Annotated in this window: 19 protein-coding genes; 6 read left to right on the top strand and 13 right to left on the bottom strand. The window is 58.4% G+C overall.

Annotation, left to right across the window (positions count from 1 at the left end):
* Window positions 1-8: 8 nt before the first annotated feature.
* The 6 genes from ACT53T_RS02830 to ACT53T_RS02805 form a co-directional block, all read right to left on the bottom strand.
* Window positions 9-392, bottom strand: coding sequence for a hypothetical protein (locus ACT53T_RS02830; protein WP_476159949.1), 384 nt, complete (start codon window positions 390-392; stop codon window positions 9-11).
* Window positions 389-700, bottom strand: a complete 312-nt coding sequence (locus ACT53T_RS02825; protein ID WP_476159947.1) for a hypothetical protein — start codon at window positions 698-700, stop codon at window positions 389-391. The genes ACT53T_RS02830 and ACT53T_RS02825 overlap by 4 nt, the downstream gene beginning before the upstream one ends.
* A complete protein-coding gene (locus tag ACT53T_RS02820; protein WP_476159945.1) occupies window positions 697-879 on the bottom strand; it encodes a hypothetical protein in 183 nt (60 codons plus the stop codon). Before ACT53T_RS02820 ends, ACT53T_RS02825 begins: the two co-directional genes overlap by 4 nt.
* A gap of 192 nt (window positions 880-1,071) precedes the next feature.
* Window positions 1,072-1,245, bottom strand: a complete 174-nt coding sequence (locus ACT53T_RS02815) for a hypothetical protein (protein WP_476159943.1) — start codon at window positions 1,243-1,245, stop codon at window positions 1,072-1,074.
* Window positions 1,242-1,853, bottom strand: coding sequence for a hypothetical protein (locus ACT53T_RS02810; protein ID WP_476159941.1), 612 nt, complete (start codon window positions 1,851-1,853; stop codon window positions 1,242-1,244). The genes ACT53T_RS02815 and ACT53T_RS02810 overlap by 4 nt, the downstream gene beginning before the upstream one ends.
* Before the next feature lie 13 nt (window positions 1,854-1,866).
* A complete protein-coding gene (locus tag ACT53T_RS02805; RefSeq protein WP_476159939.1) occupies window positions 1,867-2,082 on the bottom strand; it encodes a helix-turn-helix transcriptional regulator in 216 nt (71 codons plus the stop codon).
* Between the two features lie 310 nt (window positions 2,083-2,392).
* Here ACT53T_RS02805 and ACT53T_RS02800 point away from each other — a divergent pair, with 310 nt between their 5' ends.
* Both ACT53T_RS02800 and ACT53T_RS02795 read left to right on the top strand, forming a co-directional pair.
* Entirely contained in the window at window positions 2,393-2,611 is a 219-nt protein-coding gene (locus tag ACT53T_RS02800; protein ID WP_476159937.1) for a hypothetical protein, read from the top strand.
* Between the two features lie 545 nt (window positions 2,612-3,156).
* Window positions 3,157-3,471: a hypothetical protein gene (locus tag ACT53T_RS02795; protein ID WP_476159935.1), complete on the top strand. Its 315-nt coding sequence runs from the start codon at window positions 3,157-3,159 to the stop codon at window positions 3,469-3,471.
* Window positions 3,472-3,533: 62 nt separating this feature from the next.
* On the opposite strand, the gene ACT53T_RS02790 is transcribed toward ACT53T_RS02795, so the two are convergent.
* Complete coding sequence (locus tag ACT53T_RS02790) at window positions 3,534-3,761, bottom strand: hypothetical protein (RefSeq protein ID WP_476159933.1); 228 nt, start codon at window positions 3,759-3,761, stop codon at window positions 3,534-3,536.
* A gap of 139 nt (window positions 3,762-3,900) precedes the next feature.
* Here ACT53T_RS02790 and ACT53T_RS02785 point away from each other — a divergent pair, with 139 nt between their 5' ends.
* On the top strand, window positions 3,901-4,029 hold the full coding sequence (locus ACT53T_RS02785) for a hypothetical protein (protein WP_476159931.1): 129 nt from the start codon (window positions 3,901-3,903) through the stop codon (window positions 4,027-4,029).
* Between the two features lie 64 nt (window positions 4,030-4,093).
* Here ACT53T_RS02785 and ACT53T_RS02780 read toward each other — a convergent pair whose 3' ends face one another.
* The 6 genes from ACT53T_RS02780 to ACT53T_RS02755 are packed head-to-tail and all read right to left on the bottom strand — an operon-like array spanning window position 4,094 to window position 10,619.
* Window positions 4,094-5,287, bottom strand: a complete 1,194-nt coding sequence (locus ACT53T_RS02780) for a hypothetical protein (RefSeq protein WP_476159929.1) — start codon at window positions 5,285-5,287, stop codon at window positions 4,094-4,096.
* Window positions 5,288-5,318: 31 nt separating this feature from the next.
* Window positions 5,319-9,152, bottom strand: a complete 3,834-nt coding sequence (locus ACT53T_RS02775; RefSeq protein ID WP_476159927.1) for a tape measure protein — start codon at window positions 9,150-9,152, stop codon at window positions 5,319-5,321.
* A gap of 3 nt (window positions 9,153-9,155) precedes the next feature.
* Window positions 9,156-9,722: a hypothetical protein gene (locus ACT53T_RS02770; protein ID WP_476159925.1), complete on the bottom strand. Its 567-nt coding sequence runs from the start codon at window positions 9,720-9,722 to the stop codon at window positions 9,156-9,158.
* Window positions 9,719-10,072, bottom strand: coding sequence for a hypothetical protein (locus ACT53T_RS02765; RefSeq protein ID WP_476159923.1), 354 nt, complete (start codon window positions 10,070-10,072; stop codon window positions 9,719-9,721). Before ACT53T_RS02765 ends, ACT53T_RS02770 begins: the two co-directional genes overlap by 4 nt.
* A gap of 34 nt (window positions 10,073-10,106) precedes the next feature.
* Complete coding sequence (locus ACT53T_RS02760; protein WP_476159921.1) at window positions 10,107-10,415, bottom strand: hypothetical protein; 309 nt, start codon at window positions 10,413-10,415, stop codon at window positions 10,107-10,109.
* Between the two features lie 3 nt (window positions 10,416-10,418).
* Entirely contained in the window at window positions 10,419-10,619 is a 201-nt protein-coding gene (locus ACT53T_RS02755; protein ID WP_476159919.1) for a helix-turn-helix transcriptional regulator, read from the bottom strand.
* A 1,541-nt stretch (window positions 10,620-12,160) separates the two neighbouring features.
* Between ACT53T_RS02755 and ACT53T_RS02750 the strand changes: the two genes are divergently transcribed.
* From ACT53T_RS02750 to ACT53T_RS02740, 3 genes are all read left to right on the top strand, one after another.
* The gene (locus tag ACT53T_RS02750; protein WP_400766054.1) at window positions 12,161-12,292 is read left to right on the top strand and encodes a hypothetical protein; all 132 of its coding nucleotides are present in this window, start codon (window positions 12,161-12,163) and stop codon (window positions 12,290-12,292) included.
* A gap of 191 nt (window positions 12,293-12,483) precedes the next feature.
* Entirely contained in the window at window positions 12,484-14,799 is a 2,316-nt protein-coding gene (locus ACT53T_RS02745; protein WP_476159917.1) for a DUF1549 and DUF1553 domain-containing protein, read from the top strand.
* Window positions 14,800-14,837: 38 nt separating this feature from the next.
* Window positions 14,838-16,286 (top strand): DUF1501 domain-containing protein, encoded by a 1,449-nt coding sequence (locus ACT53T_RS02740; protein WP_400766052.1) that lies wholly within the window; start codon window positions 14,838-14,840, stop codon window positions 16,284-16,286.
* Window positions 16,287-16,754 lie beyond the last annotated feature (468 nt).

Here is a 16,754-nt window from a genome sequence, read left to right as displayed (position 1 = left end):
GACTCCTGTTAGAATGCGCGCCGATGGAGCGCGCGTTTGACATTATGACTGGCCTGCTTCCATTTATGTGAGACCGAGCCGGCGACCTCTTCGAACGTCGCGCCTTCAGCCGACAATCGACGCCGCAGCTCCACCAGGAAGCTCTCATTTGCCGGATGATGATCCGGCGCGCTCGCATCAAAGTGACGCGAGCGGAGTCCCGTGAGAGTGGCGCGCTCCATATTCCAATGGAGACCGAACCCGCGACCTTCGCGGTTCTTGAAGATCACGATGGTCGGCGCATTCACGTCACTATGATGAAGTGTGATCTCGATTCGATAGTTAGTTTCGTCGAGCAACTGGGCGATCTGCGGAAACTGACGCATGAAAACGACAATGAATGATTCACTCATTGGCGCTTGACGTGCGCGAACCACACGGCTCCATCATTTTCGCCAGCCTGCTTGACGGCGCTAATCGATCCACCCGGAGGCAAAGCGATCAGCTCGCCATGCAGACCCGCCGCGATCGGGAAATCAGCCTGCGTCGCCGGCTGGCCATCAACGCGAATGCAGATATTCACGTCGCTCCAAACGCGAACAAGCCAAGGCTTCGGAGGATTCTGCGTGTTCGGGTCGGCGACTCCAGCGTCGGGCTGAAACGTGTAGGGCGCCGATGTAACCGCGTGTGTGGACGTCGAAAGGATGCTGAGGGCGCTCACTTCGTGCGCCCTCCGCGTCCTTGTTCTTTTTCCAGAGCGCCCGCCTTGGCTTCGCTCGCACGGTATGCTTGTTCAAGCGCAGCGACCTCCGCCGGCTTCAGGTGCGCGAATTTTTCCGGCGAAAGATTCGCAAAATGGAGCAAATCCACCAGGGCGATTTTCTGCTCTTCGTCAGCCATTGCTATCGCCTCCGATCGCGCGAACGATGCGCTCTTCGTGCGACTGCGGCTCGGGCTCAGTGACGAAGCGAGGACCACGGCGAGGCGGCTGCGTGTGGCGCGTTCCCGGATCGATCGGCTTACGGCGCTCGCGGGGCGCTGGTCCCGCGAGGCCGAACTGCGATTGCAGTTTTGGGCGAATTAGAGAGTCGCTCACTGTGCCGGCCCTCCGTTGCGAACGAACCACACACGCAACCACTCGGCCTTACGATCGTCAGTGAGCGCGAGCCACGTCTCAGGCGAGTTCCCGCTAAAGACGATGATTTCGGAGAACGTCGGAGTCGTTTTGTCGTTCAGCGAGTTCGGATCAAGGATTTGCTCGGTCATCGCGCGCCCTCCGTCCCGCGATTGAACTTCACTTCGTTTTCGATCGCCATTCGACGTTCGACGTCGAGCTTCGCGAACGCGGCCGGTGACAGTCCCGTTACGCGTTCGATCTCGGCAAGCGAGACGAGCGTGTTTGTTACTCGACTGAACTTCACTTCGTTTTCGATCTCCATTCGACGTTCGAGGTCGAGCTTCGCGAACGCGGCCGGTGACAGCCCCGTCACGCGTTCGATTTCGGCAGGCGAGACGGGCGCTCTTGGATTGGCAGACCCGAGGGCAGCGGGACTCAATGTCTGCTGTGTTTGGAGCATTTCGGTAAGCTGGCGCTCGCGAGCCTGTGCATCGAAGATCGTCTTCGACTCGGCGAACTGCGCTGGCGTGCTGACGATGGTCGGCGCGGGCTTCGCGTCAGGTGCCGGCTCCTCCCAAACGCGGGCGATTGCCGCTCCAAAGAACTCGCCAGAAGGCGAAGTGACCTCGCCTCTTTCGTCGACGAAAAAGCCTTCTTGCTTCAAGCGCTCGGCTGCGTCGGTGATTGCCTTCTGACTATATTTCCAACCGACGCTCTGAATCAGTTTGAAAATTGCAGCGTGAAACTTCTCTGACATAGGTTCTCCTGGTTTAGGCCACTTGCTTTCGCGCCGTGAGCCAATTGATGATGTCGCCCGGCTCGAAAAACTTTCCGCGCCCGATGCGAACGAACGGCGGGAGCTGCCCGTCATTCGAGAGGTTGTGCATTTGGCTGTCGCTCACGCCGAGAAACTCCCGAAACTCACGCCAGCGGATTAGGCGGTTGGTCGGAAATGGCAGGGCGGACGCGCTGCTGTTTTGGTTCATTCTATATCCTCGTCACTTTTTGCTATTGACAAATCGCTTCGCAGAATGGATGTTATTGGCGAGGGGCGAGTTGCGGCTTGCTGTGTTTCGCTAACCGATGCGCGGATAGTGCTCTGGTTACTCCAAAATGTCAAGATTTATGGCGCGGCGGCTCAGAATCCGCGTGCGCGTCTTTCCGTCGAGTGTTGGCATTCCTGACATTCTGGAAAGCAAACGTCAGACTTCATGACGCATAAGTCGTTGAAAACATGTGTTGACTCCCGCTGATAGCTGCGTCAGCCTTATAGCTCCTTGTGCAGGAGTCTTCAGCATGTCCAATTTGCTTATTTTCAAGCGCCGACCTCTCGACCTCTTCTCAGAGTCGATTGTCGAAATCGCTCCCATTCTCGCCGAGGCGGCGGACAGGGCGGGAGACTCGGTCGAATCTGAACTCGACGCCCACTTGATCCTTCAGGACATTCGTCGACAACTCGCCGAGGCGTTACGCTGCTGTGAACAGGCCGAGAGAGCGCTGGAGTGGGAAAACTAATCTTCGGTCCTTGTTGGCCGCCATAGACCGAAGTAAAATGACGAGTCGATATGGCGGCTTGAATCGTCCAGTGATAAAGGTGTCCTCATGTTGTCAAAAGACAAAGTAGGTAAGGTATTTGCGTTTGATCACTGGGTCAGATATAATCTCCCTTATTGCTTCTTCGAATTGAAGTGCGATAATGCTAAGCATGTTTACGAACCACGTAATAGAGATTACAGAGGCTTGCGATCATCTATGAACTATCATCATCCAGCGATCGGAGATATTATACCAGTTGTAATTTTTACGAAAGACCCGCGTAAAATAGACAACGTATGGGCAAGTGATACGGGACTTTATCTTTATAATGACGGGCCAGAAAGTCACTTTGACTATTTTGAGCGCTTAGAGCGCCTTTCCTGCTACATGAAGTTTGATTTCGCTACGGTCTTGGATAATCAGACGGTAAAGCTCAACTTTCATGGAACAGACTCCAAGCGATTGGAGCATGAAATATCGCGTTCATAAACAACATCAACGCGTAAATAGAAGGAGTAGGTGCTATGGAGTTCAAGCGAGCTATGTATTGCTGGACGCCAGTCAACTCACGCTCCAAGCCGGATACAGTAGCACGAGTCGAAGTTGGGATTCACCCAGATAAAAGTGGTTGGTCGGATATCTACTCATACTCGGCGGGGGCTTGCTTTTTCGAGACTCAAAAATACTCCGAACCTGAGCAAGCCGCCCGAATCTTTATCGACTTTCACACGATGGTAGTTCGTGACGGCATCGATCCGCAGCAAGCACATAAAGAATTTCTGAAAATCGATGAATATCGTCGCCTGATATCTCACGATATCGAGGGCGCGGAGGTTTAAGCTTCGCTAGAGAAAGTTTGACGAAATGGTCGGGGTCAGAATCTGGCCCCGACCTCCATTCGTCAATGCCAAGGCTGCTTGGCATAATCCTCGACCTGTTCAAGCTTCAGCGCGTAAGGATGATCGTATCTCCCGGCGACGAGGTTATTGCGATCGTCATAAATCTCATAGCCGGGACCATAGTAGCTCCGCAGCCATGAACGCGAGGGCGTCTTACAAAGACGATAACCAGCCTTCGCCAAGGCACGGCGGGCGCGATCTTCACGAATTTTAAGAGTGTTGTTCGACATGGTTCAGCGTTCCCCTTTTCGGGATAACCGCTGCCGTGTCGTTACCGAGGCTCGCTTGCGGAGAGTGCGAGGGCCGGCGCGCGAGGTGCGCTAGAGGGCTAGTCTTCCTAGCGCGACCTAGAGCGCTCGGCAATCGGAATTGTTCAAGAGCATCGAGGTTCGAAGCGAAAACGGCTACGTGCCACTATGGGAGAATCTCGACTTGCTCTCGGTGGATGTGGTGGCACAACTCGCCGGAGAAAAGCGGGGCGGCGTGACGCTGCCATAAAGCGACAATCGGCGCTTGATCGTCAGCTCTCTATGGGCGAGGCGATCGAGCAGCCGGGCGACGTTCAGGAGTCACGCCCCATGTCGCTGAGAAACCATTCAATAACGATTGGAGGAAAGCGCAGGCGCTTCGCTGCGTCGGCAAGGCGTGTGGGTTCGATTCTAAACTGAGCGAGCGTGATACCGCGCCATCCCATTTCCAACATCATATGCGACCCGCGTGACAAGCACCATTCGATTTGTGTGCGGGTTGGCTTCAGAGGTGATTTCTTTAGAAAGGCAAGACACCAAATACAGTTTAGGTCATCAAAGCGCTCTCTCAACTTCTCCTGCGAATATGCACGCATGTATGGCTCACGTCTATAATCAAGCTCCCACTTTTCATATCGCTTCATCTCATCTGGAATATGTTCGATCGCTGTAAACCTCACGCCACGCTCAGTGAAAAGTGGCAAACCACTCCACCTCGCCCAACGATAGATGAACAGGTCAACAATCTCTGATTTCCAAGTTTCAGTTTCGAGAGAGGCACCCTCAATACAGACAATTGGCACACCGATATGTCCGTTGACGGAAGCCGCGTGTCGCTCGCTAAGAAATATAATGCCATCTATGTTATTATAGCGTGGAATACCATTCTCTCTCTTTTGGAGAAAATGAGATACGATCCGAATCACGATCTGTGGATCATAAACTTCATGGTCCTCGTTCGCGAGGACCATCAATTTTACCATGCTCTTGCGGGGGAACCTCTTCTCGTGTGCCGCGAGCTGTTTATCAGCTTTGCTAATATGGTCTTTGATTGCCCGGCCAATTATATCCACGACACGCTGCTTAAGCTTGTTTGGCTCTTCCATGTGCTTCAGAATGGAGTCGATTGGAGCTGAACCAAAGAAATGAGGCCAGTCCGGTTGATCGCGAAATTTGTTAAACAAATTGTCGAGTCGATCGGAAGCGTCTTTTTCGAGGGTCTTGAGTTCGATCGCGAGCAACCCCCGGAGACACCTGAAATCTGCTTTACGCTCGCTTGCCTTCTGAACGTCGTCGAGCGGTTCGCCTTGGAGTGCTTCGACAAAGAAGCGCTCCAATCGCGGGGTGAGCTTGCGCACAGGGCCGGAGCGTTCAATTCTCATGTTAGAAACCTGTCGCCAAAGGAAAGCACACGCGCTGAAAGCCTGTCCGCGCTCCAGAGAATCTGTGTTCACGTATTGTGCTAGCTTCAGCCCTCGCCGAGCGCAAGGGGGGAGCGTCTCATTCATTGACTGAAGTCCGCTTATCCCCTTAAGCCGATCAATTGTTCCGAACGTGCATGCGCGCCGCCATCTTGTGGAAGTCGGCGGCCATCTGCCCCGTGCTGCGGCGGAAGCTGTCGTGATCCTTGGCCTGAATCGACTGGTGCATGTGGTAGTTCACGGTCGTATCACCGCCACCAGCAGCGCCGTTGAGCTGGACGGGGATTTCACGTCCACGGGACAAAGGCACGACGGCCTCATTGTCGTGAAGGATGGCTGGCATACCTCCCGACGTGTTCGGCGTGCCTTCAGAATACGCTGGTGCGCCAGCCCAGAAGCTCGCCGGGAGTGAGGTCGTCGAGACCGGGCTACCAGAGTAGCCGCCTTCCGAGAACAAGCCACCAATGAGGCCAGCAGCACCAGACAGCAACCCGCCCGATCCTCCGCCACTCCCGCCGCTCGACGCGAGGTTAGATAGGAGCTTCAGGACCGACTCGGCGACATTGACGATGGCCGGAGCCGTCGCCTTGCCCGAAGCGCCGAGCTTGGCAATCGAGGTGCCGAGGCCGGCGAGGTCGTTTGCCGTGCTGTTGCTCTGGCGACCAATGTCAGCCGAGGAATCTGGACCCGACCGATTCGCCTTTTCCTTCTCTCGCTGTTCGCGCATCTGGCGTTCGAGTGCGGTCTCCCGCGTCGTGTCGTCAAATGCTGAACGGCCTTCCATCAGCTTGCGCATTCCAACTGATGGCTTATCCGTCGTGTCATAGAGACCACGCCCCGCCGTCAATCCATCATCCCAATTACCCATTCGACCACGCTTGCCGCCAAGGTCGAAGTGCATCAAGTCCGCGCCGCCATAACCGAGCGCGCGGCCGCCACGCCCGCCGTAATAGCCGCCCCACGCGAAGCGGTCATTCAAATCAGGGTAGCGCTCCATCTGATAACGCTTCGCCGCCTGTGCAAACTTTTCATAGTCGCGGAAGGTGCCAGCGTTCTGGTAGTTCGGCAGTGCCTTGCCCTTATCGTCAAAAAGCTGAACGTCAGTTGCGAGTCCACGATCATGCAGCGAGTTCGGATTGATCGCGCCTGTATGACGAAAACCCGAGACGAATTGCGCGCGCCAGCCTTCAGGAAGTGACTTCGATGCGTTGTCGAGAATGTCCTTCAACTGGCCGTTGACGTGAACCATATCGGTTCCTGGACGTGTCGACATGCGGGTGATTCCGTCCAGCATTTTTAGCGGGCTGGAGTCAGTGAGAGGCTTCACGCCGATTTGATCGGCGATGTTAGAGGACTTCTTAGGCTCGACGCCTCCCGCCGCCAGAGGGTTTGTGCCGTTAGGACGGAAGGAGTCGGGGCCAGAAGCGCCGCCGAGTCCATTGATCCCGGAAGCCGTCAGATTGACGACTCCTGCATTGATGTTTGCTTCGGCAACATTCTTCAGGGCGTCGTCGAGCTGCCCATTGGCGCGATCGACAATCGACTGTCCGCCGTTGACGGCTTTGGTAAGTGAGGTGGAGAGGGACGAGTCGAGGTTCAGGCCCTTGATACCCTGCGCCATAAGGTCGCGAATTCCAGCCTTCAGGAAGTTCGATGCGATGCTCTTCGTAATGTCGCGGAACTCGGAGCGGATCGCCTCGCCGAGGTTCTTGAACTTCCCCTTGCCTTCGGTCGCCACCTTGGCGATCCCATCTGCCAGTGAATCGAGGCCGCTCTTGATGTTATCATTCATCGCATCGATGGCGGACTTCTGAGAATTTGCCCATTGCGTGAGGCCGTTTGATCCTCCCTTGGCAAGCTCCTTCTCAATCGACAAGATGTTGCGTAGCGCGTCGACTTCATCATCACGAATCTCGACGCCCTTGCGCTTCAGTGCGTTCACTTCGCGAAGGACTTCCTTCTCAACCTGAAGGTCGGACTTGCTGCTCTTGTTTCCGAGCAAGTCGGCAGTGGCCTTCAATTCGTCGAGGTGATCCTGAATCTTTGACGCCATCGGAAACGCTGACTCGAACGCATCGGAGCGAGCTGCTTCCTTCAATCGCTTTACAGCAGCATCATCGATGATGTGGCCAAGCGGATCGAGCTTACCCTTCATCTGGGCAATGGAGTCGAGCTGAGTCTTATATTCCTTCAGTGCGGCGATGGTCGGCTGAAGTTTGTCGAAAGTTTTCGAGAGGGCTTCCGACATGCTCAAATCGGGCTTGCCATAGCGCTCGGCATTGCCCTTGTAGTCGCCACCGCCGTGAAAATCGCTCGGCGCTGAATCCTTATAAAGCTGCGTCCATTCTTCACGCAGTGACTTAGCCAAGTCGCGTCCTGGTAGGTGCTTGCCGGCGAGGTCGTCGAGCTTCTTGAAAAGAGTCGATGCGCCCTCGACGAAGGAGTCGGCAAACGAGGTGCCGGACTTCTTGCCATATTGTCCAGCATCGAAAGCATTGCCGGCTTGCGTCGCGAGGACGCGTGATGCGTCAATGCCTTTTCCCGCGAGCAAGTCCTTAGCGAATTCCCATGCGACGATAGCGCCCTTGATTGCGCCGTGAAGGTCGATCCATCCACCAGTAAGGCGCTTGATCGCTTCAGCTCCCGCGTTGAAATTCGCGTCGGAGCCTGAGAACACACTCTTCAGTGAATCCCAACTCGACGCGAGAGTGATTGCTCCCGCTGCGGCAAGGCCGAGCGGGGTGAAGAGCAATGCGACGGCACCAGCAGCGAGGCGAATCGTTGCGACTGCGACATTCCATCCAAGGATTGCGCCGCCGATCGCGACGATTGGTTCTTTTAGCTGGACGATCTTGTCGAGCAGCATCGATGCTGACACGAACGCAACGCGGAAGCCCTCGCCGATCGCCTTGCCGATGGAGTCAGCTCCGCCGATGGAGCCGAAGGCCGAACGTAGACTCTTCAAGAGAGTCGTGAGGCCAGAATCGAATCCGCTATCGAATGAGATTTGACGAAGCTTCTCCATTTCATTGGACAGCGCGACAATCTGCTGCTGCGAATGGCGGAACGCTTCAGGTAGCTGTGCGCCGTAGCGTTTCGATAGGATATCGGCGGCCTTCGTCCAGGTCTCCAAGGGCAGGCCGCCATTCTTGAACATTTCATGCAGCTTGCCGCCATTGACGCCGAGCGACTCTTGAAGCAAGGCAGCCATACCAGGGACGTGCGATCCAAGTGAAAGAATTGCCTGCCGGGTATGTATTACCCCTTGGGAGTAGGTTTCGGCGATCTCGCGCCATGACAACGCTTGGTCGCGAGCCGAGACGTGCAACGCAGTCATGGCAGTCTGAAAGCCGGAGAAGACTTTCATGATCTCTTCGGCCGGGCGACCGAGTGAGCGCATGTTCACATAGAGAGTCTTGAACGCATCGGTAGCTGTGTCCAATGGAGCGCCGATGCGAGTAGCAGCATCACGAATGAACGCGAGCGCGTCGCTGGACTCCTTTGAAGAGGTCGCGACAGCATCGATTCCAATCTTGAAGCTGAGCAGCGAATTCCCTGTTGTCGAAACGCTCTTAGCGAAGTCAGCAAGCGCCACAGAGCCGAGCGCGCCAGCAAACAAGGCCACAACCGACTTCGATGCGCCGAATGCCAGAGTCAAAGAAATCAGCTCTCTGGCAGCGACGGGAATCCCCCTACTGAGGGTAGAGATTTCTCGGCTGATATTGCTCAATCCCGAGCCGCCGGAAGTCTGGCGCTTCAGCGATTCAAAGCTGCTGCCAACAGATGACAGGCCGCGAGACAATGAAGCGAACGCATTGCCGCCGCCTGCTGAGGCGCTGAGCTGACGCAGAGCGTTGGTCGTATCGCCGATCGCTCGATTGAGCGATTGCAGCTCAGAGCGGCCGGATGATGCGTCGATTGAGAGTGTGATTGTGTGGGATTCGGCGGCCATATACTAACTCAAGATGATCGGAGTTTGTGGAGAGACGAGAATTGATGTTGGGGACTGCGCAAGCGCTACAATCTGGACGATTCCAGTCGTCGGAGGCGTCTGCGTGAGAGTTCCGTTCGGGCCGGCGAAGATCGGCAAAAGTGGCGTGAAGGCGAATGAAGGCTCTTCGATCAAGCCGGCGAGCTGCGCCTCGAATGTGCTGCCGACATTCGCGCCCGAGATTGAGATTCCGACGAATGCATAAAGAGGATTCGTCGGATCGGCCGGGACGCCATTTCCATTTGCATCGAACATCACGACGCGATGACCCGGCACAGTTTGTCCGGCTACCAGAGAGACCAGCGCTCGCGTGCCTACATCGCCGGGAGGACCGCGAAACATTTCGGCGAGCGTGACGGCGACAGGCGAAGCGGGATTCGTAAGCACGACGGGAGTCGTCGGCTCGGCAATCACGATCTCGTTTTGACCGTTCGTCAGAGCGATGGTCGGCAGCGCCAGCTTGCTCGTCAGGACGAGACGCGGTAGCGCCAGCCTGTCGACAAGCTCGACACTGATTAGCGGCTCTGTCACGCGAGAACCTGCGGTCTGATCTCGACCGTAAACGGCTCGGATGTCTTTTCGATCGGCGGTAACGAGTCGTCGATGAATTTGATCGCCGCGCGAAAACCGGGGGGCGGACTGGCCGGCCATTCCGCTGTCTGCTCTGCCGACGCGCTCAGGACGATTGCCCAAATGTTGCGCGCGCTGTCGGCGGCGTCAGGGCCTACCAGCGTCAGAGTAGTATCGATCGCATAGCGGCCGTAGAGGGGTGTGCGTGCGTCGATGAAGCCGGCCTCGGCGCGCCATGTGCCAGCAGGGAGTGAGAGCTTGCCGGCGTATGAGAGGCTGTCGCCTTTTGTGACTTGAAGAGTGCTACTCATGATCGCGCCTCCCTGCCGTTCCCTTGCGCTGGAGTCACTTCTTAAGCCTCACACGCGGGGGAGCCGGGCGAGCAAGAATCTGAGCGACTCTCAAATCGAAAAATTTGATGTCGAAGCCGCGCGAAACGAGCCAATCGCGCGTTTTACGAACGTCATAAAACATCGTCGCATCGTGGTAGATGGCGCGGCGCGGAAAGTCGGGATGAAACTTTCGAAACGCCCTAAATGAATTGACGTTGTGGCAAAGCGCAAAAGCCATTTCTGCCGACGTGAAAAGCCGGATGATGGTGGCGCTATCGTCAGAGCCGGCGGTGAATTGTAGAGTCGTAGGAAGGGCGGTCATCGATCACGCCGCCTTGTTCGCGTCGAGGCGCTTCTGTTTCCATGCGCGCACGTCGTCGAGTCGCCACAGCGGCCGGAGGTGGAGCACGATCGGAGCGGGGAAATCAGGCAAGGTGACGAGCTTGCGCACAAGGAACGGACTCACGCCGAGCGTGGCGGCGATTTCTGACTTGTTTAGGAGAATGGTGCCGTCGAATTGATTCATTGATGATCCGTTGATGGGAGGCGCGGCTACCACCATTGTTGTCGCCTTGAAGCTAAAGGCTCAGGTGGTAGCCGCGCGCTGTCGTCGTCATCATTTCAGGAGCGCCCGCAATGCCCACGGGGATGACGACGCTTTCGCGCCTTTCTGCTGGACTCGCCCCGACAGTGAGATTGAGCAGCAGCGCGAAACTGAATTAGGAGGAAGCGCGGCGAAGGTCTCTCTCAGAAGGACTCAAAAAAATCTCTGTCCTTCGCCGCGCTGTTCCGACCGTCTAGCTAGGAGTAGATGGCCTGCGGTCGGAAGTTAGTTTGAGCCGATCTATTCTTTGACCTGCCATTGCCTTGATGACAGGAAAGATTCATAGATCAAAACGAGCCAATCCCCGATTGGTCGCCGCCACATTTGTCATAGAAACACGCGCTTCGGCAAGACGATGTTTTAGATGACGCTGTATGGCCTTCGAACTATCAAGAATATTAAATTAAATCTGATAAAAAGTAAAGAAATCTCAACTAGCGGCCCAAAATCAAAGTGACGAATCTGGACTCGTCACTGGCGATGCGGCCTTGCTTCCAGCCTGTGGTGTCTGGTTGCTTCCCTTCTTGCGGCCTCGGCCATCCTTTTCGACAGGTGGCACAACATATGCCACCTGTTCAGCCCGACTCTCAGCCAGCTCCAATCGCGTCGGTTGTAGGGAGTAGGAGACGGGAGGGAGACGAGGCCAGAGATCGGGCGGCTTCCCCTTGCCCAGTGCCGGGCGCTCGCGCTGCGCATCGGCGGGAGCGCGTGGCACCATATATTATATAGAGTGTCGAGAGAGAGGGCTCGGGGACGGGTCGATGTCGAGTTCAGACTCGGAGGTCCGGCCTTCACTCCGGCGGTAGCTATTCCCTACAGGGAGTAGGTCGATAGTCCGGTTATAGTCCGGCTATACGAAAAATGCAGGCGAAAATCGCGATTTTCGAATCAGATAAATGTTTGAAAACAAAGGCTTCGAACCCCCTCCCTTCCACTTTCGTAATGATGGGGTCGGGGGTTCGAATCCCTCTTGCGGCACCAGAATTTTTTCGGCTCCGAGCCCCTGCGCCTCTCCCTCCGAAAGCACGAATTCAGGCGCATCTGCGGACTGTCCGCGCGTCAGCGGGCGCCTCGCGAGCTCGCGATGATCGAGCATGTCGCGCGCGCAATCGAATCACGCCCGGCATTTTCATGTGATGCGGCTTTCGGGTGATTGTTTCGTTCCTGCAAACGCGCTCCCCTCATCCCGACGCGCTTTTTGCGGAACGCGAAAAGCCTCGAAGATGATCCTTGGGCGCGCTTCGATGCTCGGAGCCGCCCGCACCCGAGTCCGGCAGGCTCCTCTCGGGCGTCATCATTCCGGTCTCGGGCAAGCGCGAAATCGGCGCGGGCTCCTCGACGCGAGCGGCCGTCATGGCGCCCAACCGATCGACCGGCAACCGCGTGATTCGCGCAGGTCTCCCGCATGCCTCGCCCTTCGAGATCGATAGAGCTTTCATCCTGTTCCGACGGAGCGATCTCGCATGACGCTCGCCGCCGATCGGCTGTCGATCGAAAGCGATCGCTTCGCCTCCGAAACACGCTGGAAACCGCGATCGCGATCGAGCCGCGACGGCGACGGATTCGACACTCCTGTTTTCCTGTGGAGTTTATAGGAGGATGGCGACGATGGCGCTGCTCGATGTCTTTAATGTTGGATTCCGTCGACTCTACGCTTGTTAAAAGTACATCATTCTAGTAGGAATATGTATCCGGCTGGCCGCGGTGCGATCCCTGCGCTGGCCGTTGGTCCGGGCGGTCGGTCGGGACTGCATCGCCGAGACGAATTGCCGTTGGGGATGACGAGATGAAGAAACCAATGAAGAACATGTTGTTGGCGCTGATGCTCGGCGCGTCCACGGCGACGATCGCCATAGCGGCGGATGTCGCGCCCACGTCCGGCCCCGCCCGCTCGAGCGCGGCGTCGCGTCCGCATTGGGCCTATCAGCCCGTGCAGCGCCCGGCGATCCCCGAGGTTGAGCGCAAGGCGTGGGTGCGCTCGCCGATCGACGCTTTCCTTCTCGCGAAGATCGAAGCGGCGAAGCTCTCCCCATCGCAGGATGCAGACCGTTCGGCTTTCATTCGCCGCGCGACGCTCGACGTCTTGGGCCTCATTCCCGAGCCGGAGGAGGTCGCGGCCTTTGTGAACGACGCCTCGCCGGACGCCTATGAGAAGCTCGTCGATCGGCTGCTGGCCTCGCCGCGCTACGGCGAGCGACAGGCGCGCCGCTGGCTCGATCTCGCGCGCTATGCGGACAGCGCCGGCTTCCAGAACGATGTGACGCGTCCCAATTTCTTCCGCTATCGCGATTACGTCGTGCAGTCCTTCAACGAGGACAAGCCCTATTCGCGCTTCATACAGGAGCAGATCGCGGCGGACGAAATCGCGCCCGGCGATCAGAAAGCGCTCGTCGCCACCGGCTTCCTGGCGAGCTACACCGACAATCCCAATGCGCGCGACCTCATCGGCCGCAAATATCAGATCACGACCGACATCACCGACACGATCGGAACGGCGATCCTCGGCACGACGGTCGGCTGCGCGCGCTGCCACAACCACAAGTCCGACAAGATCACGCAGAAAGATTATTTCTCGCTGCAGGCCTTCTTCGCCAACACGGCCTTCGACGAGAAAATCCCCGCCGCCAAGGGCGAGCAGGAGATCGCCTATGAGAAGGCGCTCGCCAAATATGAGACGGCAGCGAAAGATATTCTCGACAAGCAGAAGGCGATCATCGCGCAGATTCGCGACAAGGCCTCCAGCTTCTACAAGGAGCGCTACAATCCCGATGCGCGCGTCTCGCTCGTCAAGCCGAAATCCGAGTGGAACGCGCTCGACCGTTGGGTCAATTATCGAGCGGATGTCGTCACCGATCAGCCGGCGCTGGCCAATTATCTGCGCGACATCGCCAATGACGTCCAGAGCCCCGACCACACGCCGGAGGCGGTGGCGAAATGGGCCGAATATCAGAAGCTCACGGAAGAGCTGAAGAAATTCGAGAAGCTCAAGCCGACGCGCGGCGCCGATACATTCACCGCGGCGACCGAGCTCGGACATTCCGACGCCCCTCCGACCTACATCTATTTCGGCGGCAATCACGAGCGGCCGCTCGATGAGGTGCAGCCTGCCTTCCCGGAGGCTTTCGCCAATGGCGAGACGCCCGCCATCACGCCGACGGCCACCTCATCCGGCCGGCGCACGGCGCTCGCCAATTGGCTCACCAGCCCGAGCAATCCCCTCACCGCGCGCGTCTTCGTCAATCGCGTGTGGAACGAATATTTCGGCAAGGGCATCGTCGGCACGGTCAGCGATTTCGGCAAGGCCGGCGACAAGCCGAGCAATCCCGAGCTGCTCGACTATCTCGCCAGCAGCTTCGTCGACGGCGGCTGGAGCATAAAGAAGCTGCATCGCGAGATTCTGCTGTCGAGCGCCTATCGGCAATCGTCGGCGCATCGCGAGGATGTCGCTGCGGCCGATCCCGAGAACAAGCTGCTCGCCGTCTTCCCGCGCAAGCGGCTCGACGCCGAGCAGATCCGCGACTCCTTCCTGCAGGCGTCCGGCCGTCTCGAGGGCGCGATCGGCGGCCCGGCAGTCTATCCGCCGCTGCCGGCCAATCTCAATGTCGGGCCGGCCTGGGAAGCGTCCAATGATCCGCACGAGATCAATCGGCGCAGCCTCTATATTTTCGCGCGGCGGAGCGTTCCCTATCCGCTGCTCGAAACCTTCGACCTCAACAATCCGCAGCAGGCGCACAGCAAGCGCGACGTCACCACGACGCCGCTGCAAGCGCTGACGCTCGTCAATAACGATCTCGTCTTCCAATGGTCGCAGGCGCTCGCCGGCCGCGTCATTCGCGAGGCGGGAGCCGACGAGGGCGCGCGCATAGAACGGCTCTATCAGATTCTGTTCTCACGCAGCCCCGACGCCTACGAGAAATCGCTGCTCCAGGCCTTTCTCGACGAGCATGAGAAGCTCATCGGAGCCAAGCCCTCCGACGGCAAGTTCTCGATCGCCGTGCCGACCGGAAAGGACGTGAGCATCGCCAATCCGATCCGCGCCTCCGCCTTCGTCGACCTCGTGCATACGGTCGCGAATTCGAACGAGTTCATCTACCGCTTCTGACAATCGCAAAGTTCATCTCGAAGAAAGGGAAAGACATCATGAGCAAGACGCGACGAGAATGGCTGTTCAACGCCGGATATGGCCTCGGCGGCGTGGCGCTGAACGGCTTCATGCCGGGCGGCGGCGTGTTCTCGGTTCCCCTCGCGCAGGCGGCGGCGACCTTCGTGGATCCGCTGACGAAGAAGGAGCCGCATTTCGCGCCCAAGGTAAAGTCGGTCATTTGGCTGCATATGGATGGCGCGCCGAGCACGCTCGACCTCTACGATTATAAGCCCGAGCTCGTGCGCCTCGCCGGCCAGGAGGTTCCCGAGTCCTTCCTCAAAGGCCTTCAGGTCACCACCTCCGGCGGCGCCGGCAAGCTGTTCGCCTCCAAGCGCACATGGAAGCAGTATGGCCAGAGCGGCGCGTGGTTCTCGGACCTGCTGCCCAATCTGGCGCAGCACGCCGACAAGATCACCTTCGTCAAGTCGAGCGTCACGGTCGGCGCGACGCATGACATTTCGATCCTGAAGCTCAACACCGGCGACGTCACGCCCGGCCGGCCGTCGCTCGGCGCCTGGATCACCTATGCGCTCGGCTCGGCCAATCCCGATCTGCCGCCCTATGTCGTCCTCTATAGCGGCAAGCGCGAGCCGCGTGGCGGCTCGGTGAATTGGAGCTCCGGCTTCCTGCCCGCCGTCTATCAGGGCACGGCCTTCCGCCCCGGCGCGTCGCCGATCCTCAATCTCGACAAGCCGGAGCTGATCGCCGCCGCTCAGCAGCGCGACAATCTCGACCTGTTGCAGAAGCTCAACGAGCACAAGTCCGGCGCGCTTCCGTCCGACACCGAGCTGCAGGCGCGCACGCGCTCCTATGAGCTCGCCTATCGCATGGAGAGCTCGGCGCCGGAAGCGGTCGATCTCTCCAAGGAGACGGCGGCCACCAAGGCGCTCTACGGTCTCGATAATGACGCCACCAAGGACTATGGCACAGCGCTGCTGCGCGCCCGTCGTCTGGTCGAGCGCGGCGTGCGCTTCATCCAGGTCGTGTCCGGTCCGGTCGACGGCATCACCGACGACAATAAGAACTGGGACGCGCATCGCAAGCTCGAGGAGAATCACGGCGCCAACACGCGGGCGATCGACAAGCCGATCGCCGGCCTGCTGGCCGATCTCGCGGCGCGCGGGCTGCTGGACGACACGCTGATCGTGTGGACCTCGGAATTCGGCCGCACCTCCTATGGCCAGAGCGGCGACGGTCGCGATCACAACCCGTGGGGCTACACGCAATGGCTCGCCGGCGGCGGCTTGAAGCACGGCCTCACCTATGGCGCGACCGACGAGATCGGCCTGAAGACGGTCGAGAATCCCGTGGACACCTATGATCTGCATGCGACCGTGCTTCAGCTGCTCGGCCTCGATCATCTGAAGACCGTCTATCTGCGCGCCGGCCGCGCCGAACGGCCGACGGTCGTCTACGGCAAGGTCGTCGGCGACATACTGGCCTGACGATCCTTCCAAACAATTGAAGCGCCCGCCCCCGACCAGGGGCGGGCGTTCTTGTTTCCCCGCGTCGAAGGCGTGCGTCAGAGTGCGCGAATGCGCGGCGACTGCTCGAGCGCGCGCTGTCGCCAAAGGCGGAACATGGCGCGGCGCTTCGATTTTCAGTGTCTCATAAGAATTCGGAGCAAGGACTTCCGATCGGGCAAGCGGCCGCGGTGGTCTACCGGCGAACCTCTCGTTCAGCCACGCAATCCCTTCGCTCGCGGCCTATCCCGTCGCCGCACGGCGTGCGTGCGGGAACAAAGCGCCGGGTTCCACGGGCGGCGGCCATGAGCGCGCCGGCACTGTCGGATTGAAGGAAAGGAGGGTTTCGAACGTCGGCGAAGGCGTCGCGCCAGCGTCTGGGCGAGAAGGCGTCTGGAGGAGCCGACGGTCCGGCGGGCTGCCCTGCGCCGTAATACCGTTTTGGATTCG

The sequence above is a fragment of the Methylosinus sp. DMC45 genome, assembly GCF_056313885.1.
The sequence above is the reverse complement of the archived record's forward strand: the minus strand, read 5'-3'. Positions and strand labels throughout refer to the sequence as shown.